Here is a 22,886-nt window from a genome sequence, read left to right as displayed (position 1 = left end):
ATTTCACGATTTCATAGATTGTAAACGTAACAATCGCTTTCAATAGAAAAATCGTAACAGTGCGCGGTCAGGGTCACCCGCGTGAACCACATCGGTGGCTTGTTTGATCAGCTTGCGAATCACCGCGAGCTGCCCACGCGCCTTGGGGCGTGGCATCAGCTTCCACTGCTGCGGCACGATAGGGAGCCGATCCAGCCGCCACTGCTTGTCAGCGGGGTCATAGGCTTCCGGTGGCGCTTGCTCTAATAAGTGCCCTAGGCACCAAGTGACCGTGGTGTCGCCACATAGCACCGCGCCCTCCTGGCGTTTGCTAGTGCCCGGTAACGCCTCGGCAATGGCTTGGGCGAGGCTGGGTTTTTCGGCAATTATCAGGCGCATAGCAGCGAAGCCTTCATCGTATCCTTTGATGGCGCCTATGGTAGCAGACGCTGGCCAGCATTGGCGCCAGAGGGGGCAGGTCAATGTAGTGATGCGATAAATTGCTGATACTGTTAAGTTGTATAAATTATGTACAAATAGTTTTGTTGGCTAGCAATCTGTTTGATAGCAATCTATTTGATGGTCAGGGCTGGTATTTAAGGGGCATCATCAATGCGTGATCGAGGTAGAACACGACGTTTAATGGGGTTGGGTGCACGCACTGGTGGAGCGCTGCTGAAAACCCGTTTAGGTGGCCAAGCGGATTGGCGAGCCCTGGGCGAAGCGCTGTTTGAGGGGCTTTCAGAGCTTAAAGGCCCGGCCATGAAGCTTGCCCAAATTATGTCCCAGTGGGACGATCTGCTACCGCCCGATCTTGCCGAGGAGCTTGCCCGCCTGCAGCGCCAGGCCGAACCGATGCCCTGGCCACGTATTCATGAAGCGCTGGTTCAGCAGTACGGCGACATTGACCACTATTTCAGCGAAGTCGAGGAGCGCCCCTTTGCCAGCGCCTCCATGGGGCAGGTTCACCGCGCGACCACTCATGAGGGCGAAACGGTCGTGCTTAAGGTGCAGTACCCCGGCCTTGCTGATGTTTTGGAGAGCGATTTAATCCAGGTGCGACGCATTATGCGTTTAGGCCGCTGGTTCAAAGTACCCCAGGCGCGTTTGGATGCCCTATTTGAAGAGCTTGCTGAAAGCCTGCGTGGGGAACTGGATTATCACGCCGAAGCTGCTGCGTTGGCCCGTTACCGTGAGCGCTATAAGGATGATCCACGGCTAGTGATTCCCGAGCCTTTGCCAGCGCTCTCCGGCCCTCATGTGCTGGCGATGCGCTACGTGGAAGGAGCGCCATTGCGCGAATTAGCCGAGGCAGATGACGAGACGCGCCAGGGCATTGCCGAGACATTAGCAGACTGGATTACCCAAGAGCTGTTTACCTACGGCGAACTACATGCCGACCCCCATGCGGGTAATTTCGCAGCCGATGCCCAAGGGCGGCTGGTGATTTACGATTTGGGCGCGGTAATTGCGGTCCCCGATGCGCGCATAAAGGCGATGATGCAACTGTTGGATGCCACCTTGAAGCATGACCCCATGGGGATGGACGAAGCCTTGATGCAAATGGGTGGCCGCCAGGGGCAGGGCGCGCCGCTGGCGCTCTATCGTGAATCCGCTGAATGTATCGCGCCACTGTTTGAGCCGGGCGAGCAGGATTTCAGCGATGTGCGGGTGCACCGTCGCCTGCGCGAGCTAACTCCTAAAGTGTGGGCGGCGATGGATCGCCTACAGCCTCCCGCAGAAACGCTGCTGCTTTCCCGGGCGCTGAACGGTCACTATTGGAATTTAGTGCGTTTGGGCGCGCGACTGAATATGCACGAGCGCACGCTTCCGCTATTACATCGAGCCTATTAATGATCAACCGATTGCCACTGCGACCATGTCGGCCTTCATGCTAAACTATGCCGCTTTTAAACAGGTCATTGTTTAATTCGATATCGTTGAACACGACATCGTTTAACAAGCTATCCTGTCACAACATGGAGACGGCAATGCTGGCGGTATGGGTCGATCAGCTGCTGGGATTCGCCTCCGGGGCACTCTCGGCAATCAGGCAACAAGAACACTATCCGGATTTTATGACCTGGGTGCGTGCCAAAGGCGCGGATTCATTTGAAGGCGATGTGTCCATGGCCCAAGCGCTGGCACCAGTGCTGTGGTCGCAAACACCGCTAGAGCGGCTCGACTTTGCCTGTGAGCCCCTCGCCACGCCGGGGCGTAATGAACCGTGCTGGTGTGACTCAGGGCGCAAATTCAAGCAGTGTTGCTATCAGATCGAGTTTCCCACTGAGATCCCCGATCAGATGATGTGGATGCTCTCGCTGCGCGAATGGAAGGGCGCGACCCTGAAAGCCGCGTTGGATAGCCGACAGGCTCCGGCTCAAGCGCTACTGGAAGCCGGGTTGATTGCTGCTGAAAGCGGTCAGACGGGCCGCGCTATGCAAATCCTTGAATCACTCTTCGATGGTAGTGACTGGTCACGGCTGCCTGAGCAGGCCGAGCCTGCCTTTGAAATCCTGCTGGATATTTATCAAGAGCGCGGTTTTAGCCGTAAACGTGCTGACCTACTTGATGATGTGATGGAGCGGGGGCCGCTGTTTTTGCGCGGCGTGGCTCTTGAGCGTTTATGCCTGATGCACTTGGATAACGATGACCTGGATAGTGCCCGCGGTGCCTTTGTGAAGGCTCAGCAGGCGCTGCCCGATTCGCCTACCTTGGCCTACATCGAAGCCATGCTGTTGCTGCATGAAGGGCACGAACAGGAAGCCAAAGAGCGCGCCAATTTCTGGTATCGTCGCCTGGTTCGCCAGGGTGACCTGGATGAAGATCAGCTGGATTTTTTAGCCGCGTTGGCGGATAACCCCGGTGCGACGCTTGCCGATCAGTTGCTGAGTGCGGAAGAGGATCTGGCAACGCCGCTGGTAGCGCTTCAGGCATTGCTGGCCGCGCTGCCCACTGCCCCCAAAATCGATGTAAGCGCCGACCCTGAAAGTGGGCGATTGCTATATAACACCAGTGCTCGTGAAGAGACTCTGTTTGCCGCTTGGCATGAGCAGTTTCAGGTGTTGGTGGATGAAGACGTAGCGTTGGGCTTCCGAGATGACCCCTGGGGCAACGCCATTGAGTGGATGTCGGCACTCTGTGCACATCCCGAGTGGCTGGACGCCCCACAGGTAGTGCAAGACTTAACGTTGGCGCTCACCAGCCGCTTTGGCAGCCTGCCGTGGATGGCCCCAAGCCTGCTGGAACCATTGGCGCTGCGCCTCTCAAGGTGGTTGGAACAAGCCCGCGCCGAAGGCGACGGCAACCTTTGCTGGGACGATGCCAACAACGCCATGCTGCTACGCACGGGGTTAGCGTTGGTGGTTGGCATGGAGCGCGGGGCGCGACAGCACTCCAGGGAGCTCGCCGAGGAGCTACTGCTGATCGACCAGGAGGATAGCTTGGGCCTGCGCGAGCTGGTACTTGACCAGCTGCTGCGCGATGATCGCAACGAGGAAGCGTTGGCACTTGCGGAAGAGAGTGACGACGACGGCTCGCTGGTACTGGGGCTTTTGATGGGTAAAGCCCTGGCACTCTATCGGTTAGAGCAGCGTGAGGCGGCAGAAGCGGCGCTAGGCGATGTGCTTGGCCATAACCGTTACGCGTTAGAGCTAATTTGTGCAGAGAGCCCGCGGCCTTCCATGCCTCACCCCGATGGTCAAGTTGACCCCGGCTCCCGGGCGGAAGCGTGGCAGTACCGCACCTTGATGCGCGATCAGTGGCGGACTACGCCAGGGGCCTTGGACTGGCTCGAAGCACACCGCTAGCCTAAACCTTCAAGCCTGCTTAAGCAGGCTTGGGGGTAGGTACTAACTGCTTGTCTCGGCTGATCCAAATTGCCAAGATAATGGCGGGAAGGCCCAATAACGTTGCGATGACAAAGAAGCTTGGGTAGCCCTGAGAGGTTACGACCAGCCCACCAAAACCGCTCAAAAACTTTCCTGGCAGCGTCATTAGTGATGAGAACAGCGCGTACTGCGTTGCAGTATAGGCGCGTGATGTGAGACTGGAAAGAAAGGCGATAAACACCGCACTGGCTAAGCCATTGGCAAGGTTATCGCCGATAATCGTCACCACCAGCATGGGCAACTGATTACCCACCACGGCAAGCACGGCAAACAGCAGGTTAGTTACCATCACCAACCCCGCGCCGAAGATCAGCAGCGGGCCAATGCCGTAGCGCGCCACGCATAGCCCGCCTAGAATTCCACCGGTAATGCTCATCGCAATGCCGAATATATTGGTCACGTTAGCAATCTCTGCCAGCGAGAAGCCCAGGTCGATATACAGCGGGTTGGCCATGGAGGCCATGGCCAAATCGCTGATTCTAAATACGGCAATAAACACCAAAATCCACAGCGCTTTCACTCCATAGCGGCGAAAAAAGTCGGTAAACGGACAGACCAGTGCACCAATGCTCCAGGCACCCAGGCGGCGTAACAGTTTGGGCTTACCGCGGCTGGCGCGAATAAACGCCCGTACCTTAGGCTCATGGATAAGTTGAATAGAAAGCGAAGCGCGCTTCGGTTCAGGGCGCAGCAGCACGGTGAGAACGCCAATGCCCATTAGCGCCGCCATGCTCATGTAGGCCACATCCCAAGAGGCAGAGGCCGCGATATACAGTGCGCCGGCACCGGCGGCAAGTAAGCCACCGCGATAGCCAATAATATAGGTCGAGGCCATGGCGGCCTGAACATCGTCATCGGCGGACTCAATGCGATAGGCATCGATAGCGATATCCTGCGTCGCTGAGCCAAACGCCACCAGCAGTGCAAAGAGGGCCACCCAGCCGAGATTACCCACCGGGCTCAAACCGGCCAGCCCCACTAACCCCGCAACGATCAACCCCTGGGCTAACAGCATCCAGCCGCGGCGTTGGCCGAAGGCGCGGGTCAAAATCGGGAGCGCTAACCGGTCTACCACCGGCGCCCAGAAAAACTTGATCGAGTAGAGCATGCCAATCCAGGCAAAAAAGCCAATTGCCGCTACCTCCACGCCGTCGCTACGCAGCCAGGCGGAGAGTGTTGAAAACACTAATAAAAAGGGTAGGCCTGCAGAAAACCCCAAAAACAGCATGGTAATAACGGGGGCACGACAATAAATAGCCAGCGCAGCAAGCCAAGTGCGCTGGGGGGTGGGGTTTAACATTAAACGCTACTCCTGGTGGAAAGACGCTGGCAACGGCCAAGTGATAAACTGAGGCAGTGTATTTATCGCAAAGTGCTATCACAAAGTTCTATCGCGAAGTTCTATCACAAAACCGACAGCTTACCGGAGAGGAGTTTTCCATGTCGATTACGGCGCATCAGGTAGTTACCTTGCACTATGTCCTCAGCGACGTGCTCAACGATGGCAGCAAGCAGGTATTGGATGACTCCCAGGCGCGCAATAAGCCGCTAGAGTATTTGCATGGCCACGACAATATCGTGCCAGGGTTGGAGAGTGCACTAGCAGGTCAAACCGTTGGTGCCGAGCTCAGCGTTCAACTAATGCCCGCGGATGCCTACGGTGTGCGTAACGAAGATTTGGTGCAAGAAGTCAGCCGTGGCTCTTTTGGTAACGCTGAGTTGGAACCGGGCAGCCGCTTTCAAACTGAGGGCGAAGCCGGGCCGCAAATTGTTACGGTACTCAAAGTCGATGGCGACCGCGTCACCGTCGATACCAATCACCCCCTGGCCGGGCGCACGCTGAACTATAAAGTCACCATTTTAGACGTACGCGAAGCTACCCGTGCAGAATTAGCTAAAGGCCATCCGTTACCACCAGGTACCGAACACAGTAAAGTCGAAGACCGCAAGGTGCTGTAGGTTAATAGCACCCAAAAATTGACCAGTATCAATTTCCTGTTTAACCGCTTACCCCCGCCTGCCGTAACTTGATCTAGGTCAGCATTCTTCTGCCGTTGAGTGGCTAGTATGAACGCATACATCACGGCGGGGGGATTCACCATGTATTGGGATGACACAGTTATTTTCGGCTTAGTGACCGTCGCGTTAGTGATCGTTTTTATGCTGGGGTGGGTGGGCTTCGTGATTCGTGATCATCTACGTAAAGATGAGCGTAAAAAGTAGCTTTCCCACCTCGTGTAAACCTTGTCAGGGGAGGGGGTTTGCTATCGCAGTAAACCTCCTGTTGCCAGCCCACCATGGGCTGGCTTTTTTTTGCCTGAAATGTGCTGAAAAGTTGCAATCGCATAGCGTGCGTTAATGAGCAATGCAAGGCGTGCTCTGGTAAAGTCCATTGAAGCAATGACTACACTAGGATGCTTTGTCATGAACGCAGTTGCCTTACACCACAGCCCGTGGGGTCGTGTACGTGATCGGTTAGCGTGCGCGTTAATTGTCGTGGGCATAATACTTCCCGCGACTGCCTTTGCCCAGGCAGTAAATATGATCAACGGCGATGTCACTCAAAAGGTCGCTTTAAGTGACTTGCACGACATGTCTGATACGACGTTTACACTCTATGACCCCTATCAAGGGCGCGATGTGGAGATGCAGGGCGTCGAGTTTCGCACCTTTCTGATTGAACAGTTTGGCGAAGTGCCCCCGGCGCTTCACTTTACCGCTTGGGACGACTACGAGGTTACCTTAGAAGGGTGGGACGACCCTAACTGGTACCTGATTAGCTCTGAGGATGGCGATCCGCTCACCATCCGTACGCGAGGCCCTGTGCGGCTGGTAGAGCGTGACTACAATAATCAGGGCAAGGGTGATCGCGACGTAGAAAACCTGCGTGAGTTCAATGACTGGATCTGGATGATTCGTAGCATAGAGGCGAAGTGGTGACATCCAAAACTAGGCCCGTCGCGCAGCCCACAGTTCGTCCCCGGCCTTTAGCTCGCCAGCACCGCTATTTTACGTGGTTATCATTGAGCTTGATGAGCTTTTTGGCACTTATGGTGTTGATTGTTTATGAATCGCGCTGGGTATACCCCGAAATACAGGCTTATTTCAGCCAGACGGGGAGCCTTACAGGTCAGCAGCTTTCTACTCGGGCACGGGTCTACCTACAAAATGCCCAATCCGAGCTATTGAGTGACCAGGCAGAGCAAGATGCGCTGGATGCCGCAGCCTTGGATATTGACCTGGCCTACGGCTTAGCCGATGTGCACATTTATCGGCGTGAATATACCTGCGTTGAGCCTAGTTTGAAGGAGTTGGATCGGCTGGTGGCGCTGCTCGCGGCGCGGGGCATTGACCGTATCGCTGCGGCGATGGCGTTGTTCGCACCGATTCAATGCTTAACCCATATTGAGATGGATCAGCTTGATCGTCGGGGCGCAGCGATTAACGATTTTTCCGAAAGCACCCGTCAGCATAGTCAGGTGCTGACCTACTCCAGTTTATTGATCTTTGTGATGGGCTTGGCGTTTTGGTGGCTCCATGAGCGCCAGCTAAGACGCACTGATCGCGCCACTCAAGAGACCTTCGAGTGGATGAAACGCGCCATGCGCGACCCGCTCACCGGGATCGGTAATCGCAGCGCTTTGCATCAGGATGTGTTGGTGCAGCAGCACCAGTCGCTGGGGCTGATTCTGGTCGATATAGACTTTTTTAAACAGTACAACGATGCCTACGGGCATCCGCAAGGCGATACCCTTTTGCGCCAATTGGCCACATTGATTGGTGAAACGCTGAATGATGAAGCGCAGCTCTACCGCTTGGGAGGCGATGAGTTCGCGGCACTACTTCACTGCCCGAACACCGACACGCTGAAGCGTTACTGCCGCCAGCTAATTGAAGGGCTGCGGGAAGCTGGTTTTGCCCACTCTGCCCATCCGGATAAAAAAGGCGTGACGTTAAGCGTTGGCGGGAGCTGTTTTGTAGCCGATGAAGCAACGTTTCCCTACGCTTACGAAGCCGCCGACAAAGCACTCTACCGGGTAAAAGCGATGGGCCGTGACGGTTGGCAGGTTACTGAAGACGCATAACGTCTGTGTACATAGGGGCGAGTCTGCCCAGCAGTTCATTACGTGCGCCAAGGGCAATACCCTCCGCCTGCATAGCCGCATCGAGATGTTCCACCAAGCGATTAAAATGTGCATCTGTTAGCCCCATATGTTGATGAGCACGATCCATCGGCGGGCCTTCATAGTGGCAGGGGCCATCGCTTACATCGCATAGCTGGCTGGCCAGGGATTCAGCAAATAAATCGATATTGGTGTTAGCAAAAAACACCACTACTTCGGGATCATCCGCAATTCGGTATAAGAGATTCTCGACCACCGTGTCGATAGTGCCCTGACCGCCAAGCCGTTCGTAAAGCGTTGTTGATTGAGTGGCTGACTGATGAGTGCAGCCTGCGAGCGTAATTGCGATTGTTGCAAAAATAACCGTTATTAAACCACGGTGTGTCCGCTTGTATTTGTGTGGAAAGCTCATAGCGCCCCGCTTAGAAAGCTGCCTGAAGTGAAAGATAGCCGCCGCGTTGGGAAGGTAGGCCGGCAATGTCGCCTAAGTTCAACCACGCGCCCGTGAGTGATAAGTGCTTATTGAAGAAGTAGGCACTGTAGAGACTTTGCCAATCATCCTCTTTAACTACGCTTAGGTTATCGGGTTTCTGGCGATACTCTGCACCGACAACCCATTGCGGGGTAATAAAAACGCCCACGCTCCCCTCGGCCATCCACGAGCGGCTACTCTGATCGCCGCCAAAGCCAAGCAGACCGCCCTGGTTGGCATTGGTATTGCGCAGGGTGGCGTTGAATAGCATATTGCGCCCGGCAACAGCGCTAAACAGCAACTTGCTGGCGCTAAGATACATATCGGTACCGCTTGTTTTATCGGCACCGAGGGCGGTGGGAATGGTGCCATCAACCAGTCGTTTATGTTGCATCCCAACACTCCAAATGCCCCAAGGGTGATAGAGCACATCACCGAGCAAGCGCACCTTAGCACCGTAAATATCCTGGCCTAGCTCGCCACCCAGGGTGTCTAGATCAAGCGTTTGACGCGCCACTGAGACTTCAATACGGTCATAAACATTCAGGCTTGCGCCGGTCACTGTTAGCCGATAATCGTCCACCCAGGCACGGGTAGCGGCGGCAGTGACGCCGATTTCCTGTTCGCTGGCGGTGCTGGCCAGCACTGCCCAAGGCGATAAGCCACCCCCCGCGGCCCCTTCAATAGCACTCACTCCGCCCGTACTTACAATACGGCTACCGGCATAGGAGGGCATGGCCGCAAGCGCTAAACAGACCGCAAGGCAGCTGAAAAAAAAGTGCCGAAAGGGTGAACTGGATGGTGAAAATATAGATTGAAATAACATCATGGCTTTCTCTGGAACGCCTTTAGTAAGGAAGACATCGGGTGGGGCAAGGAGAGCGGCGTAAAATTATCCAACCAGGCGGGGAGTTCATCAGCTGGCATTGGTTTAGCAATCCAATAGCCCTGTAAAAAGTCACAGCCAAGCTTGCTTAACAGCTCGGCGCTGGCGCGATTCTCGACGCCTTCGGCCACTAAGCGCAGTCCTAAGCTGTGGCCCATTTCGATGGTCGAGCTGACAATCGTCAAGTCATCTTTTTGGGAATCAATGGCCAACACGAACGATTTATCGATCTTGAGTTCATCCACGGGCAAGCGTTTGATTTGCGCTAGGGAAGAGTAGCCGGTGCCGTAATCGTCAATCGCGATACGCAGCCCTAGTTGGTTGAGCTCCATCAACGTGGCCATGGCGGCATCAACGTCCTGCATAACGGCACTTTCAGTGACTTCGATACTCAGGCGGGCAGGGGCAAGACGATAGCGCTCAAGCAGGCTAGCCAAATAAGCAGCTAATTGGCGATCCACCACATCACTGGCGGAGAGATTAACTGCTACCGATAAGTGGTAACCATGCTGCTGCCAAGCATGCAGTTGAGCGCAGACATTGGCTAACATCCAGTGGCTAAGCATGCTGATGCTTCCCGAACGCTCGGCCAAGCTAATAAACTCATCGGGTGGCACAAAACCTAACGACGGGTGACGCCAGCGCATCAACGCTTCGCACTGATCGACACGGCCGTTACGGGTGTCTACTTTGGGCTGGTAGGCCATCCACAGTTCACCGTTGCCCACCGCATCCTGTAGATCGCGAATCAGGGTGAGCTGGCGCAAATGGTGCTCATCCTGACCCTCCAGGTAGCGTTGGTGGTGGTGCCGGTGACGGCGTGCCATATCCAGCGCTATATCGGATCGCCGCAGCAACAATTGTGGGCTGTCGCCATGGTCGGGGTAGTTGGTTTCCCCTGCTGAAAGTGAGGGTGTGATGGGTGATTTATCAAGATCGATAGGGTGATGCAGCGTAGTGAACAGTCGGGTACGCCAGGCAAAGTCGCTTCTTGACTGCTTGACGAGTAGTAGCAGCTCATCACCATCAATCCGGTAGGCTGTGCTCTCCGAGCCATCAAAGTGCTGCAAGCGTTTGGCCAGGGTGACCAGCACGTGATCCCCCAGCGCGTAGCCGAAGGTGTCATTAATGTCGCGAAAGTTGTTAATCGCCAGGCGCAGAAGGGTAAACGGCTCGCCGCGTTTGATCAAAAGGCTGATATCTTCCTGGGCGCTGATGCGATTGGGCAGGTCGGTAAGTAAGTCGTGACGGGACTGATGATGAAGAGTGGACTCACGCTGAGCGATACCCTCCTGCATGGCCAGTAGCGTCGACGCTAAAAGCCCGGTTTCGCTGCGCTCAGTACCGATCGGTAACTCAGTGAAACGCTCTCCGCGCCCAATGCGCTGTGCCGCCTTCGCCAACTCCATTAACGGTTTGCTCATACTCCGGGCGCTCCACATCGCAATCAGCACGGTAAACAGCAGGATCAAAGCAATGATTCCCAGCAGTTGCCACTGCAGCGAGCGGTAAGCGCCAAGCAGCTCGTTGCGTGAGAGTTGTAACAACGCATAGGTCTGGTTGACGTCATCGGAATAGAGCTGAGACGCGTAGGTCAGGTACTCGGCATCCGGCGTCATCTGGCTGTGTAAGGCATATTCACCTTCGATTAGCTCATCGTCACGCCCGCTCATTAATTCCAGGGCCAGCTGCTCGGGATGAGAACTGGCAAGGTAGCTGATCTCGCCGTTGTCGCGATAGTTGACTACGCTGATGTCCAACCCGGTTAATACATTAATCTCTTCCGTGACCGCTTCATTGATTAAAAAGCCCATACCCACCCAGCCAATCAGGTTGGGGGCACGCACTGGCAGCAGGGCAAACTCGTACGGCTGCCCTTCGGCGATGACGACGCTAACAGCTTCGCCTTCTTGGCTGGCTCGATCGAACAACTGCGGGAAAGGCATTGGGCTATTTTGCGCGTGATGGCTGCTTGCCAAAATACGCCCATCCAGGCCGCTGAGTAACACGATATCCGCCTTGGCTCGATCACCATGGTTGGCCAATACGGAGTAGAGCGTATCGGTGTCCTGGGTGGAAACGGCGCTTTTAAAACCGAAGTCATCGGCAAGAATGGCGACGTTATTAGCTAACTGCTCACCGCGTGCGTCCAGCAGTTGTTCCAATACATTGGCACCCACTTCTAAACGTTGGGAGCCTTTTGCAATGACGTCGTTTTGGGTCGCACGAAGAAACGCCACCCCGGTAGCGAGTTGCGAGACAATAACCACTGTCAATAGTACGAGCATTAGGCGCGTTCTAAAGCGCATAGCAACCTCACTAAGTGGTTGAGTTCCACCTTCTGAACCCTGCTAGGGTCTTAAGTAGCATCTTTAAATCGCTGCTGAAGGGGAGAGAGGGTTGGCGCTGGAGGTGGCAGTGCGTTGAGTTCTAAATTGACTTCCAACTGGTCGCTGTCGGTAATGATACCTTCCCACCAAACTTGCTGGCTGTCATCAAGTTGCGGGTGCCACACGCGCACACGATGCTCACCAGCTGGCAGCATGGGCAGGGAAAGCATGCCTTCGGCGCCCGTTATCGCCGAGTAGGGGGCATCGCTGACTACAATAAACGCCTGCATATGGTCGTGAATATTACACCCTAAGACGACAACCCCTGCTTGGTCGAAGTGAACCGGTGGCGGTGTTTCTTGCAAGTAGAGGTTTAAATCAAAGGTTTTGGCCGGTGAAAAAGAGTAGACGTGGTGGCGGGTGGTGTCTTGGTTGGGAAATGCCACATAGCTGCCGGTCGGTACGGCGAGTACCTTGGGGTGAAAGGCAGCACCCCGCTGATAGATGCTCTCTTCCTGAGGAGGATTGGCCGCCGCCGAATCGTAGTAAACCTCAACAACTGCATCCGCAAGGGGTTGGCCATCACTACTGCTGACGGTTATCTGAGCGGCATTAGCGGTGGGGATAAGTAGGCTGATAACCGCCAGTGCCAATAGCGGGAGTGGGTATACACTGACAAAACCCATAAAAGGGTGACGCAGTCGTGTTGGCTTTGGCATTGAGGTCGGCATCCCGTATTAAGCTGGCTCTTAGTTAGCCCGTGCAGTATTAAACTTAATAGTGGATGGATTATGCAAGAAAGTCATGTGTTTGGCTTAACGGTAGGCCAACACTTAACGCAATGCTGCCTGACGCCAGGTACTCCGCTATGCTTGCAATACCCGCTCCGGGTACCACGTTTCGCCCAAACTGCCATCGCAGTCGTTGCGGCAACGGCTGAGCGGCCACTGGGCTTGTGGTGACAAGTCCAGCGCCGCTCGGCAAGACTCCGCAAAGCGTTGCGGTCTTAGCTACTCGCTTTCTCACGCAAAAAATCGATGATGTGATCTGCAGGCACCATGGTGGCTTCGCTATCCCGACGTCCTTTATATTCCAGTTCGCTGTTGTCCAGGCCGCGGTCGCCGATTACCAGGCGGTGAGGAACGCCCATCAGCTCCAAGTCGGCAAATTTAACGCCGGGCCGGGTGTCTCGGTCATCCAGCAAGACGTCTAAGCCAGCGGCGGTGAGTGCTTGGTAAAGACGTTCAGACTCTTCGCGAACACGCTGGGATTTGTGTGCATTCATCGGCACCAGTGCCACCTGGAAGGGCGCAATAGCGTTAGGCCAGATAATGCCGGATTCATCGTGGTTCTGCTCAATGGCCGCGGCGACCACACGGGTCACGCCGATGCCGTAGCAACCCATCCAAGGATGGCTGGTTTTGCCGTTGTCGCCCAGTACGTTGGCGTTCATGGCCTGGGAGTACTTTTGGCCAAGCTGGAAGACGTGGCCAACCTCGATGCCGCGCTTGATAGAGAGCGTGCCTTGACCGTCGGGAGAAGGGTCGCCTTCCACCACATTGCGTAGGTCGGCCACCTCGGGAAGGGCAACATCACGCTCCCAGTTAATGCCGAAATAGTGTTTGCCTTCAATATTGGCACCCGCGCCAAAGTCGCTCATCAGGGCAACGCTGCGGTCGGCAATAATGGGCATATCAAGGTTCACCGGGCCAAGCGAGCCAAAGCCTGCACCAACTGCTGCGCGAATTTCTTCTTCGCTGCCCATGGTCAGCGGGGCCGCCACTTGGGGAAGGTTCTCTGCTTTTACCTCGTTCAGCTCATGATCACCGCGCACCAATAGGGCAATCAGGCCACCTTCAGCGGCACGTACGATGAGGGTCTTGACCGTTTTCTCGATCGGCAGATCAAACTGCTCAACCAGGGCGGCAATGGTCTTGGCATTAGGTGTATCTACCAGATGCATCTCTTGGGTAGGTGCTTCGCGCTGTATATCGCTGCCCACTGGGGCAGGCAAGGCTTCGGCCTTTTCCATGTTTGCGGCGTACTCGGAGGCGTTGGAGAATACGATATCGTCTTCGCCCGAGTCGGCCAGTACGTGGAATTCATGGGAGCCGGTGCCGCCGATAGAGCCGTTGTCGGCAATTACCGGGCGAAAGTCGAGGCCCAGCCGCGTGAAAATGCGTGTGTAGGCGTCGTACATATCCTGGTAGGTCTGCTTCAGCGAGGCTTCATCCAGGTGGAAGGAGTAAGCATCCTTCATGATGAACTCGCGGGAGCGCATTACCCCAAAGCGTGGGCGAATCTCGTCACGGAACTTGGTCTGAATCTGATAGAAATTGACCGGCAGCTGTTTATAGCTGGCAATCTCTTTGCGCACCAGGTCGGTGATCACTTCTTCGTGGGTCGGGCCGACGCAGTAGTCGCGGTCGTGGCGATCTTTCAGGCGTAACAGCTCGGGGCCATACTGCTCCCAACGGCCAGACTCCTGCCAAAGCTCAGCGGGCTGCACGGCGGGCATCAGTACCTCTTGAGCACCGGCACGGTTCATCTCTTCGCGCACAATGGCTTCCACCTTGCGCAGTGTGCGCAGGCCAAGGGGCAGCCAAGTGTATAGCCCTGAGGTTAAACGGCGAATCATCCCGGCACGGAGCATTAGCTGGTGGCTAATGACTTCGGCGTCAGCCGGAGTTTCTTTGAGTGTGGCAATCAGTAATTGGCTGGCGCGCATGGGCGTGAGCATTCCTTAAGTTTTTTTAAGACTGGTTTTTGAAACTGAATTCTTGAAAAAGTGCTTGGAGGCGTTGAATGGGGCCATTGTACGGCCTAGCGGTTAAAGCGGCAAAATAGTGCTTATGTTCAATTGATCTATGCTTTTGGATGGTTGTGCTAGACTGAGCAAGTTTTATGGCGCGATAGTCGGCAAAAAACGAAAGCTCAATATGCTATTTCGACTATCGTTACTATTTTGTTTGAGGGAACCTTCATGCATCAAGCAGTTCGTCGCTGGTTGACCGGCGCCGTGGTTGGCGTTTCCATCGTGTCATTGAGTGGTTGTGGTACGCTTTTTCACCCTGAGCGTAAAGGGCAATTGAGCGGTGATATTGATCCGGTTATTGCTGTCGCCAATGGTGTCGGCTTGCTGTTTTTTATTGTACCCGGAGTAATTGCCTACGCCGTGGATTTCTCTAATGGCACCATCTATTTGCCGGGCCGCAACAGCGCCTCAGTAGATGTTCACCAATTAGACGACGCTATGGATATAGCCTCTCTTGAAAAACTGCTCTCTGAAACAGCCGGTCAGCCGGTGAGTTTGGAGAGCGAGTTAGTGATGATCGAAGAGATGGGCAGCTTGGACGAAGCGCTGGCTATGGTGCGTATGTCTGGCGTGTTAGACCAAGAGAAACTCTCGGCGATGTAATGCTCCTAATTGACCGCTAAAGCCCAGCCGAGCGTTATGCTTGGCTGAGCTTTTTCATGCGGCTCAGTTTATGCAGCCCAGCTGTCAAGCATACTGGGCGGGGTTGGGGACGCTGGGAAAGCGTGGTGGGTGCGCTTCCATGTAGGCGTGGCAGGCACGCAGTACCCGCACATCATCATACTTGCCACCCGCAAGCTGAAAACCCACCGGTAAACCGTTATCGGTAAAACCACAGGGCACTGACGCGGCGGGCTGCTGGCTAAGGTTAAAAGGATAGCTAAAGGGCGCCCACTCTTCCCAGTCCCGCATATCGCTGCTGAGGGGAACTTCCTGGTTAATTTCAAACGGCGGTATCGCCACCGAGGGGGTCATCAGTAGATGATACTCTTGGTTAAAGTGCTCCAGGAGCTGGGTTAACTCCGCACGATCTGCCAAGGCACGAAACAGTTCAACGGCTTTCCAGGGTTCGGCCTCACGGGCATTGGCCACCATGCCGGGATCCAGCAGCGTACGCTGGTGATCATCCATTTGTGACCACTGCTCTAAAGAGGCGGTAAACCACAGCTTACGGAAGGTATCCAGCGGTGACGAAAAGCCGGGATGCACTTCGACGATTTCAGCGCCCAACGCCTCCAGTCTGCCGGCTGCTTCTCGCACGCGTTCGGCAACCTGTGGATCTACCTTGGCGTAGCCAAGATCGGCCGAGTAGCCAATCCGTAGTCCGGTTAAACCTTTATCCAAATCCATCCCCCAGCACTCGGGCTGCCCGCGGGTGGCGTAAGGGTCACGGTAGTCGTAACGGCCCATCACATTGAGCATGCTAACCGCATCCCGCACGGTGCGCGTTAACGGCCCCAGGTGCGATAGGCTGGGTTCTTTAGCTGGAGGCCATTGGGGCGTCCAGCCAAATGTGGGTTTGAAGCCAAAAACACCGGTGAACGCCGCGGGGATACGTATGGATCCGCCGGAGTCGCCGCCCTGGTGCAGTACCCCCATATTGAGTGCCGCAGCAGCGGCGGCCCCGCCGGAAGAACCGCCGGGGGTTAACCGAGTATCCCAGGGGTTAGCCGTGGCACCGAAGACACGGTTATCGGTCACGGCTTTCCAGCCAAATTCGGGCGTGTTGGTTTTACCTAAAATGACGGCGCCTGCTTCACGCAGCATGCGTGCGGGTGGCGCATCGGTGTCACATAGCGCTTCAGAAGAGGTTAGCGAGCCTTCTCGGCAGGGCATGCCCGCCACTTGGGTCAGGTCTTTAAGCGATACCGGCACCCCGTCGATGGGGCTTAGCGGCTTGCCTTGCCCCCAGCGCCGCGCCGAGGCTTTGGCCGCCGATTCCGCACCTTCAGCATCTACATACACATAGGCGTTAACGTCTGGGTTGAAGCGCTCGATTCGATCAAGAGCGGCACGAGTCGCTTCTAGCGGGGAGGCCTCTCGGCTTGCAAACAAGTGAGCTAGGGTCTGGGCATCTAAACTGCCAAGATCGGTATCGCTCATTGCACACTCCTTACGTAGGCTGGGGCTTGGGTAAAGGAGTTTAAGCGTAGGCAAGCATTACCGGGCGTGCAAAAACCGCTGAATCGTAGGCTGACTCTTTGTATCCACTTCAGGAGGCTTGAGCGCGTAGCCAAGCTATTTCATCGGCCCATATCTCGGGTTCGATGGTCTCCAGTATCATTGGAATGCCGTTAATCCGTGGTTCCTGCATGATGGTGGTAAAGGCAGGTAGGCCAATATTGCCTTTACCCAGGCTATGGTGGCGATCCACGCGGCTGGCAAGGTTGCTTTTGGCATCGTTTAAATGCATACCGCGCAGATACTCAAAGCCGACCACGCTGTCTAGCTCATCAAGCGTTGCTTGGGTGGCCTCTGTCGTGCGTAGATCATAGCCCGCCGCAAAGGCGTGGCAGGTGTCAATACACACCCCCACGCGAGTTTTATCGTCCACGTGGGCAATGATTTCGGCCAAATGCTCGAAGCGCCAACCCAGGTTAGTGCCTTGGCCAGCGGTATTTTCAATGACTGCGGTAACGCCTTGGGTATGCGTTAGCGCTTCGTTAACGGATTCTGCAATACGCTTTAAGCAGTCGCTTTCGCTGATTTTGTTCAAATGGCTGCCAGGGTGAAAATTAAGCAGCGTCAGCCCCAACTGCTCGCAGCGCTGCATCTCATCCAGAAACGCATCGCGGGATTTGCGCAGCCCTTCCTGCTCGGGGTGACCTAGATTAATCAGATAGCTGTCGTGGGGCAAAATCTGCTCTGCAGAAAAGTTGTGCTCGGCACAGGCATCGCGAAAGGCTTGAATCGCCTCATCGGTGAGCGGTTTACCTTTCCATTGACGCTGATTTTTGGTGAATAGCGCAAACGCATCCGCACCGATTTCCACTGCTCGCTGCACGGCTTGGTCTGCGCCGCCAGCGGCGCTCACATGGGCTCCTAGGTACTTCATGGTGGACTCCTTGTCAGTGTGTGAACTTATAAGTTGTTAGAGTTTATCAATGGCTGTCTAAAAAGCGCTTGAACGCGGCGGGTTCATCGGTGATGACACTGCCGATGCCCCACTCCCAGCGGCTATGAAAGGCACTGGGGTCATTGGCGGTATAGCACAATATTTGATAGCCATCGCGCTGCATAGCGTCGGCTTGGGCGCGCTTCAAACGCGGCCAGTGGGGGTGCACGCTAAAAGCCTCAATGGCCTCGCACTGCTCACGCCAACTTTTGGGCACGCTACCGAACAGCACACCCAGGGCCAGCCGTTCTTTGCTGGCAAATTGACGGCAGTGGCCAAGAGCCGCGGCATTGAAGGAGGAGATAATCAAGCGCTCGGGGGGGAGAGTGTCGAGCATTTCCGGCAGCGCGCGTTCCACCAGCGCGATGGGGTCGCGGCCTTTGTTGACCTTGATTTCCATATTGGCGCCCATTTCCAGCTCGTTAAGCAGTGCCAACATCTCGCTGAGGCTAGGCATCTTCTCACCCGCAAAACGATCGTCAAACCAAGCCCCGGCATCCAGGGTTTGCGCCTTCGCCCAGCTCATGGAGGCGAGTCCGCCCCGTCCGTTTGAGCAGCGTGCTACATCGCCGTCGTGCCAAATCACCGGGGTGCCATCACCCAGTAGCTGCACATCCAGCTCTACCCATGTGGCTCCCGCTTCATAGGCGGCGCGCACCGCGGCGAGGGTGTTTTCAGGGGCAGCGGCGGAGTAGCCGCGGTGGGCAATCAGCGCGGGGAGTTGAATAGCAGGATGCGTCATGACAAATCTCTAAGCCTTAGACGATAAAGAAGCGCTAATACTAGCATGGGCGCATGACAGCAGGATTGCATTGCCTCGCGTTCTAGTGGGTAAAAATACGCTAGCGTGCTAGCTTGATTTAAATGCCATGACGCGCTTGTATAGCAGCACCTGTTGCCATGCTTAGCATTATTCAGAGATGGCGTATCAACTCGAATAATAGCCGAATTACACAATAAGGAGTCCTAATGTCTCAGCGTATTCAATTTGCCCGCACCGGCGGTTCTGAGGTACTTGAACTGGTCGACGTTACCCCTGCTGAACCTGGCCAGGGTGAAGTACGTATTGCTAATAAAGCCGTTGGCCTTAATTTTATCGACATCTATTTTCGTACCGGGCTCTATCCAACCCCTTCCATGCCTTCTGGTCTAGGCACCGAAGGTGCAGGCGTGGTCGATGCGGTTGGCGAAGGAGTCACACACCTTCAGGTTGGCGATCGCGTGGCCTATGCCCAAGGCCCGTTGGGCGCCTATGCTGAACTGCATACGCTGCCAGCGGCTAAAGTGGTCAAGCTACCCGACTTCGTTGATTTCGACACCGCAGCGGCGAGTATGCTCAAGGGCCTTACCGTGCAGTATCTGCTTCGCCAAACCTATGAACTAAAAGGTGGCGAAACCATTCTATTTCACGCCGCAGCGGGCGGGGTAGGTTCGATTGCCTGCCAGTGGGCGAAGTCGTTAGGCGTTAAGCTGATCGGCACAGTCAGTTCACAGGAAAAAGCGGATCTAGCCATGGCCAACGGTGCCTGGGCGACAATTAATTACAGCGAAGAGAACGTGGTAGAGCGCGTACGCGAGCTTACCAACGGCGATATGTGCGATGTGGTGTATGACTCGGTGGGTAAAGACACCTGGGAAATGTCACTGGACTGCCTGAAGCCCCGTGGTCTGATGGTCAGCTTTGGCAACGCGTCTGGCCCGGTGGAGGGCGTTAATATCGGCATTCTGAATCAGAAGGGCGCACTTTACGTGACCCGCCCCAGCCTGAATGGCTACGCCGACACCCGCGAGCGTTTGGAGATGATGTGCGAAGAGTTTTTCGCCATGATTGAAAGCGGTAAGGTCAACATTGATATCGCCAACCGCTACCCACTTGCAGAAGCTGGCAAAGCCCAAGACGCCCTGCAAAGCCGCAAGACCACGGGCTCAACTATTCTTTTGCCGTAGCGAATTCGTTTTATCCGACGATAGAGCTTTGAGAGCAGCAGCAGGGGCAGCCTGAAGCGGTTGGCCAGGGCCCCGTGAAGTTTCCTATATCTCAAAGGCTGCACGCATCGCTATAAGATTGTTGATGCTCACATTATTGTTGAGCGCCAAAAGTAAGCGCTTTTATTAGCCCGCTTTACCCTTCATTACACTACCGATATGAAGCTCGGCTTTGCCGAGCTTTTGTCCCTTTTGGCTATGTGTTTATAGGCTTTGCGTATGCAGGGTCTATACCTCTGTATAGTAAACGTCTAATGTGCAGAAGAAATAGTCATGTTAAAGCGTGTTTTGCATCAATCGCATGGTGAACTTTCAAACGCCAGCAAGGGAGTGGGAAAAGGATGTCGGCTGAGGACATAAGTGTTGAGGGCTCAAGCGCTGAGGGCTCCGGTATTGAAAACGTAAGTATTGAAGCATTGGATCTTGGCGGGTTAACGCTTACACCTAGCACACTGGTGTTTATCGTACTTGGGCTAACGCTCGCCGCGTTTATATGGGGACGCTTTCGTTATGACTTAGTGGCGCTGGCAGCGTTGTTGGGTTCGGTCATGCTGGGGCTTGTGCCGGCCGAAAGCGCTTTCGCCGGTTTCGGCCATCCGGCGGTGATTACCGTGGCCGCTGTACTGGTGCTTAGCCGAGGGTTTGAGCGCTCGGGCGTGGTCGATATTATTGCCAACCAAGTGCTTAAAGTGGGGGAAAACCTGCTGCTCCAACTCCTGGTGCTGGTGGGTACCATTGTTGTGCTGTCAGGTATTATGAATAATGTGGGCGCCCTGGCACTGCTGCTACCGGTAGCTATGCGGCTTGCCCGCGAACACAACACCTCGCCTTCCTTACTGCTTATGCCCCTGGCGTTTGGCTCTCTGCTCGGCGGCCTGACCACGATGATTGGTACCCCACCCAATATCATTATTTCCAGTTATCGCCGTGATGTGACAGATGAAGCATTTAGTATGTTTAGCTTCTCGCCTGTAGGCATCGTAGTTGCGCTGGCGGGGCTGGCCTTTATTGTTCTGGTGGGCTGGCGCTTGACGCCCAAGCGTAGCGGCCAGGCCTCTACGGATGAAATGTTCGATACCGCCAACTATTTAGTCGAATTGAAAGTAGGCGAAGAGTCGAAGGCCAAGGGGCTAACGCTACAACAGTTGCGCGACGAACTGGACGAAACCATTCCCGTGTTAGCGGTGGTGCGTGATGACAACCGCCGTGCAGGCTATAACTTCCACGGCGCACTGGAAGAGGGCGATATTCTGCTATTAGAAGCAGGGCCTGATGAGCTTCAAATGCTGGAAGACAAAGTAGGGCTAAGCGCGATTGCAGAGTTGGAGGAAGACCCTGAGGCGGAGGATGCTGAGCCTACGGAGAGTGATAAGGATCCTGTGAATAAGAAAGATTCTGCGCAGGATCGACAGCCCGTGGATACCGAGGGCCTGCAACTGATCGAGGCCGTGGTGCGTAACGACTCAATGATGATTAACCGCAGCGTACGCCAGCTACGCTTAAACCATCAGTTTGGCCTGCACTTGGTGGCTGTCGCACGGGATGGCGGGCGCTTGAAGCAGCGGTTGCGGGATATTCGTTTTAAAAACGGTGATGTTTTGCTCCTCCAGGGCAGTGAAAACGAGATGTCAGATAGCCTGGCCTCGCTTGGGTGTCTACCCCTGGCTAGCCGTGAACTGCATCTGGGGCAGCCACGCAAACTTGCTATGTCGATTGCTATTTTTGCCTTGGCAATCGTCGCCATGCTGTTTGATCTACTCCCCGCAGCGGTGGCCATGAGTAGTGCGGCACTGATTTCGCTCCTGATTGGCGTGTTACCACTCCGGGAAGGGTATCAGGCCATTGATGGCCCCGTCATAGTGCTGCTCGCGGCGATGATTCCCGTGGGCGAAGCATTAGAAACCAGTGGAGGTGCAGATTTGATTGCTAACGCGCTGCTCAGTTTTGGCAGCGATTGGCCGGTGGTGGTGACCATGATAGGGCTGTTTTTACTCTCTATGCTGCTCTCCAATGTGGTTAACAATGCGGCGGCTGCGCTACTGATGGCACCGATTGCGGTGAGCTTAGCCAATGGCTTTGACGTCTCACTGGATCCGTTTTTGATGGTCGTAGCTGTTAGCGCTTCCTGTGCGTTTTTAACCCCTATTGGGCACCAATCCAATACGCTGGTGCTTGGGCCTGGCGGCTACCGCTTTGGTGATTATTGGAAACTGGGCTTGCCGCTATCACTGGTGGTGCTGGTGGTTGCTATCCCAATGATCCTATGGGTGTGGCCGCTTTAATAGGCGAGGTCGCCGCTTGGTCTGTCGGTTTGGCACCTGCGGAATTGTATGAATAGTGCTATTAGGTTTCGAAAATTTTGCTAGATTATGTTCAGATATCAATAAAAATCGAACAGGCCGGGCTTATGAATCAACAATTTCGTCAGGATGCCATTGTCGAGCTGGTTCGTCAGCACGGCTATATGAGTATTGAGCAGCTCACCGATCATTTTGCCGTGACACCACAAACCATCCGTCGCGATTTAAATACCCTGGCCAATGAGGGCCGGGTGAGGCGGGTGCATGGCGGAGTAGGAATCGAGTCGAGTACAGTCAATACCGCCTACAGCACGCGCAAGACACTGCATCTGGAAGAAAAGGAGCGCATTGCCCGCTGTTTAGCACAGCACATCCCGAATCACTCCTCTCTGTTTATTAATATCGGCACCAGCAATGAAGTGATTGCTCAAGCGCTGTTAGAGCACCAGGGCCTTGAGATCATTACCAATAATTTAAATGTTGCCGCTATCCTGCAACATAAAGAGGATTTCACCGTGATTATCGCCGGCGGTCAGGTGCGCTCCCGGGACGGCGGCATTATCGGTGAAGCAACGATCGACTTTATCAATCAGTTCAAAGTGGACTACGGCATTATCGGCATCAGCGGTATCGATGAGGATGGCTCACTGCTGGAGTTTGATTACCAGGAAGTGCGCGTTGCTCAGGCGATTATCGCCAATTCCAGGCGCATCTATCTGGCGGCGGACTACTCTAAATTTCACCGTAACCCGGTTGTTCGGCAAGGTAACCTGGAACAGCTGGATGCGCTATTTACCGACCGCAAACCCCCAGACGCGATTCAGCGCTTGCTGACGCAACACGATGTGGCGCTCTACATTGCTTAATGAGGTAGTTTCAGCCTTGAGCATTTTGGGCGGCTAGAGTAGCCTTGGATGATAATAAAGCGAAAACGTGGAAACCTCTGATTAACTATTGCGCTTGGCCATACAGCGTTAAAAATCGCCTCA

Annotated in this window: 19 protein-coding genes and 1 pseudogene; 10 read left to right on the top strand and 10 right to left on the bottom strand. The window is 54.9% G+C overall.

What is annotated here, in order from left to right; genetic code table 11:
* Window positions 1–63: 63 nt before the first annotated feature.
* A pseudogene (locus K7H09_RS16770) lies at window positions 64–378 on the bottom strand (toprim domain-containing protein); the annotation flags it as partial.
* Between the two features lie 213 nt (window positions 379–591).
* Here K7H09_RS16770 and K7H09_RS16765 point away from each other — a divergent pair.
* Entirely contained in the window at window positions 592–1,833 is a 1,242-nt protein-coding gene (locus K7H09_RS16765) for an ABC1 kinase family protein (RefSeq protein ID WP_159176714.1), read from the top strand.
* A gap of 137 nt (window positions 1,834–1,970) precedes the next feature.
* Window positions 1,971–3,788 (top strand): SEC-C domain-containing protein, encoded by a 1,818-nt coding sequence (locus tag K7H09_RS16760; protein WP_022523731.1) that lies wholly within the window; start codon window positions 1,971–1,973, stop codon window positions 3,786–3,788.
* Between the two features lie 19 nt (window positions 3,789–3,807).
* Here the strand turns inward: K7H09_RS16760 and K7H09_RS16755 are convergent, their stop codons facing one another.
* The gene (locus K7H09_RS16755) at window positions 3,808–5,169 is read right to left on the bottom strand and encodes an AmpG family muropeptide MFS transporter (RefSeq protein WP_009286498.1); all 1,362 of its coding nucleotides are present in this window, start codon (window positions 5,167–5,169) and stop codon (window positions 3,808–3,810) included.
* Window positions 5,170–5,309: 140 nt separating this feature from the next.
* Between K7H09_RS16755 and K7H09_RS16750 the strand changes: the two genes are divergently transcribed.
* From K7H09_RS16750 to K7H09_RS16735, 4 genes are all read left to right on the top strand, one after another.
* Window positions 5,310–5,828 carry an FKBP-type peptidyl-prolyl cis-trans isomerase gene (locus K7H09_RS16750; RefSeq protein ID WP_022523729.1) on the top strand — a complete coding sequence of 173 codons (519 nt, stop codon included), beginning with the start codon at window positions 5,310–5,312 and terminating at the stop codon, window positions 5,826–5,828.
* Between the two features lie 108 nt (window positions 5,829–5,936).
* The gene (gene ccoM / locus K7H09_RS16745) at window positions 5,937–6,092 is read left to right on the top strand and encodes a cytochrome c oxidase subunit CcoM (RefSeq protein WP_022523728.1); all 156 of its coding nucleotides are present in this window, start codon (window positions 5,937–5,939) and stop codon (window positions 6,090–6,092) included.
* 201 nt (window positions 6,093–6,293) lie between these two features.
* Window positions 6,294–6,809, top strand: coding sequence for a hypothetical protein (locus K7H09_RS16740; RefSeq protein ID WP_022523727.1), 516 nt, complete (start codon window positions 6,294–6,296; stop codon window positions 6,807–6,809).
* Window positions 6,810–6,901: 92 nt separating this feature from the next.
* On the top strand, window positions 6,902–7,954 hold the full coding sequence (locus K7H09_RS16735) for a GGDEF domain-containing protein (protein WP_171051138.1): 1,053 nt from the start codon (window positions 6,902–6,904) through the stop codon (window positions 7,952–7,954).
* Here the strand turns inward: K7H09_RS16735 and K7H09_RS16730 are convergent.
* The 5 genes from K7H09_RS16730 to K7H09_RS16710 all read right to left on the bottom strand — a co-directional run bounded on the left by K7H09_RS16730 (window position 7,938) and on the right by K7H09_RS16710 (window position 14,409).
* Window positions 7,938–8,405 (bottom strand): group I truncated hemoglobin, encoded by a 468-nt coding sequence (locus K7H09_RS16730; RefSeq protein ID WP_022523725.1) that lies wholly within the window; start codon window positions 8,403–8,405, stop codon window positions 7,938–7,940. The two genes, K7H09_RS16735 and K7H09_RS16730, sit on opposite strands and share 17 nt — an antisense overlap.
* A gap of 10 nt (window positions 8,406–8,415) precedes the next feature.
* Entirely contained in the window at window positions 8,416–9,201 is a 786-nt protein-coding gene (locus K7H09_RS16725; RefSeq protein WP_230805234.1) for a DUF3034 family protein, read from the bottom strand.
* An 89-nt stretch (window positions 9,202–9,290) separates the two neighbouring features.
* A complete protein-coding gene (locus K7H09_RS16720; protein WP_022523723.1) occupies window positions 9,291–11,660 on the bottom strand; it encodes a bifunctional diguanylate cyclase/phosphodiesterase in 2,370 nt (789 codons plus the stop codon).
* A gap of 50 nt (window positions 11,661–11,710) precedes the next feature.
* Window positions 11,711–12,400, bottom strand: coding sequence for a hypothetical protein (locus K7H09_RS16715; RefSeq protein WP_022523722.1), 690 nt, complete (start codon window positions 12,398–12,400; stop codon window positions 11,711–11,713).
* Window positions 12,401–12,687: 287 nt separating this feature from the next.
* Window positions 12,688–14,409: a proline--tRNA ligase gene (locus tag K7H09_RS16710; protein ID WP_022523721.1), complete on the bottom strand. Its 1,722-nt coding sequence runs from the start codon at window positions 14,407–14,409 to the stop codon at window positions 12,688–12,690.
* A gap of 255 nt (window positions 14,410–14,664) precedes the next feature.
* Here K7H09_RS16710 and K7H09_RS16705 point away from each other — a divergent pair, with 255 nt between their 5' ends.
* A complete protein-coding gene (locus K7H09_RS16705; RefSeq protein ID WP_022523720.1) occupies window positions 14,665–15,099 on the top strand; it encodes a hypothetical protein in 435 nt (144 codons plus the stop codon).
* An 84-nt stretch (window positions 15,100–15,183) separates the two neighbouring features.
* Here K7H09_RS16705 and K7H09_RS16700 read toward each other — a convergent pair whose 3' ends face one another.
* The 3 genes from K7H09_RS16700 to K7H09_RS16690 form a co-directional block, all read right to left on the bottom strand.
* Window positions 15,184–16,599, bottom strand: a complete 1,416-nt coding sequence (locus tag K7H09_RS16700; RefSeq protein WP_230805232.1) for an amidase — start codon at window positions 16,597–16,599, stop codon at window positions 15,184–15,186.
* A gap of 109 nt (window positions 16,600–16,708) precedes the next feature.
* Window positions 16,709–17,551, bottom strand: a complete 843-nt coding sequence (gene nfo / locus K7H09_RS16695) for a deoxyribonuclease IV (protein ID WP_009286506.1) — start codon at window positions 17,549–17,551, stop codon at window positions 16,709–16,711.
* Window positions 17,552–17,597: 46 nt separating this feature from the next.
* On the bottom strand, window positions 17,598–18,353 hold the full coding sequence (locus tag K7H09_RS16690) for a glycerophosphodiester phosphodiesterase family protein (RefSeq protein WP_009286507.1): 756 nt from the start codon (window positions 18,351–18,353) through the stop codon (window positions 17,598–17,600).
* A 227-nt stretch (window positions 18,354–18,580) separates the two neighbouring features.
* On the opposite strand from K7H09_RS16690, the gene K7H09_RS16685 reads away from it, so the two are divergent.
* The 3 genes from K7H09_RS16685 (at window position 18,581) to K7H09_RS16675 (ending at window position 22,763) form a co-directional block, all read left to right on the top strand.
* Complete coding sequence (locus K7H09_RS16685; RefSeq protein ID WP_009286508.1) at window positions 18,581–19,558, top strand: NADPH:quinone reductase; 978 nt, start codon at window positions 18,581–18,583, stop codon at window positions 19,556–19,558.
* 380 nt (window positions 19,559–19,938) lie between these two features.
* On the top strand, window positions 19,939–21,879 hold the full coding sequence (locus tag K7H09_RS16680; protein WP_022523715.1) for an SLC13 family permease: 1,941 nt from the start codon (window positions 19,939–19,941) through the stop codon (window positions 21,877–21,879).
* A 125-nt stretch (window positions 21,880–22,004) separates the two neighbouring features.
* On the top strand, window positions 22,005–22,763 hold the full coding sequence (locus tag K7H09_RS16675; protein ID WP_022523714.1) for a DeoR/GlpR family transcriptional regulator: 759 nt from the start codon (window positions 22,005–22,007) through the stop codon (window positions 22,761–22,763).
* Window positions 22,764–22,886 lie beyond the last annotated feature (123 nt).

The organism is Halomonas sp. IOP_14 (genome assembly GCF_021021315.1).
Lineage (GTDB): Bacteria > Pseudomonadota > Gammaproteobacteria > Pseudomonadales > Halomonadaceae > Vreelandella > Vreelandella titanicae.
The sequence above is the reverse complement of the archived record's forward strand: the minus strand, read 5'-3'. Positions and strand labels throughout refer to the sequence as shown.

What these genes read in the sequence shown, in the direction of transcription:
- ccoM (WP_022523728.1), top strand. Translation starts at nt 5,937, where the DNA reads ATGAACGCATACATCACGGCGGGGGGATTCACCATGTATTGGGATGAC.
- K7H09_RS16725 (WP_230805234.1), bottom strand. Translation starts at nt 9,201, where the DNA reads ATGCCCTCCTATGCCGGTAGCCGTATTGTAAGTACGGGCGGAGTGAGT.
- K7H09_RS16700 (WP_230805232.1), bottom strand. Translation starts at nt 16,599, where the DNA reads ATGAGCGATACCGATCTTGGCAGTTTAGATGCCCAGACCCTAGCTCAC.
- K7H09_RS16685 (WP_009286508.1), top strand. Translation starts at nt 18,581, where the DNA reads ATGTCTCAGCGTATTCAATTTGCCCGCACCGGCGGTTCTGAGGTACTT.
- K7H09_RS16755 (WP_009286498.1), bottom strand. Translation starts at nt 5,169, where the DNA reads ATGTTAAACCCCACCCCCCAGCGCACTTGGCTTGCTGCGCTGGCTATT.
- K7H09_RS16740 (WP_022523727.1), top strand. Translation starts at nt 6,294, where the DNA reads ATGAACGCAGTTGCCTTACACCACAGCCCGTGGGGTCGTGTACGTGAT.
- K7H09_RS16765 (WP_159176714.1), top strand. Translation starts at nt 592, where the DNA reads ATGCGTGATCGAGGTAGAACACGACGTTTAATGGGGTTGGGTGCACGC.
- K7H09_RS16675 (WP_022523714.1), top strand. Translation starts at nt 22,005, where the DNA reads ATGAATCAACAATTTCGTCAGGATGCCATTGTCGAGCTGGTTCGTCAG.
- K7H09_RS16705 (WP_022523720.1), top strand. Translation starts at nt 14,665, where the DNA reads ATGCATCAAGCAGTTCGTCGCTGGTTGACCGGCGCCGTGGTTGGCGTT.
- K7H09_RS16680 (WP_022523715.1), top strand. Translation starts at nt 19,939, where the DNA reads ATGTCGGCTGAGGACATAAGTGTTGAGGGCTCAAGCGCTGAGGGCTCC.
- K7H09_RS16750 (WP_022523729.1), top strand. Translation starts at nt 5,310, where the DNA reads ATGTCGATTACGGCGCATCAGGTAGTTACCTTGCACTATGTCCTCAGC.
- K7H09_RS16720 (WP_022523723.1), bottom strand. Translation starts at nt 11,660, where the DNA reads ATGCGCTTTAGAACGCGCCTAATGCTCGTACTATTGACAGTGGTTATT.
- K7H09_RS16710 (WP_022523721.1), bottom strand. Translation starts at nt 14,409, where the DNA reads ATGCGCGCCAGCCAATTACTGATTGCCACACTCAAAGAAACTCCGGCT.
- nfo (WP_009286506.1), bottom strand. Translation starts at nt 17,551, where the DNA reads ATGAAGTACCTAGGAGCCCATGTGAGCGCCGCTGGCGGCGCAGACCAA.
- K7H09_RS16730 (WP_022523725.1), bottom strand. Translation starts at nt 8,405, where the DNA reads ATGAGCTTTCCACACAAATACAAGCGGACACACCGTGGTTTAATAACG.
- K7H09_RS16735 (WP_171051138.1), top strand. Translation starts at nt 6,902, where the DNA reads ATGAGCTTTTTGGCACTTATGGTGTTGATTGTTTATGAATCGCGCTGG.
- K7H09_RS16715 (WP_022523722.1), bottom strand. Translation starts at nt 12,400, where the DNA reads ATGCCAAAGCCAACACGACTGCGTCACCCTTTTATGGGTTTTGTCAGT.
- K7H09_RS16760 (WP_022523731.1), top strand. Translation starts at nt 1,971, where the DNA reads ATGCTGGCGGTATGGGTCGATCAGCTGCTGGGATTCGCCTCCGGGGCA.
- K7H09_RS16690 (WP_009286507.1), bottom strand. Translation starts at nt 18,353, where the DNA reads ATGACGCATCCTGCTATTCAACTCCCCGCGCTGATTGCCCACCGCGGC.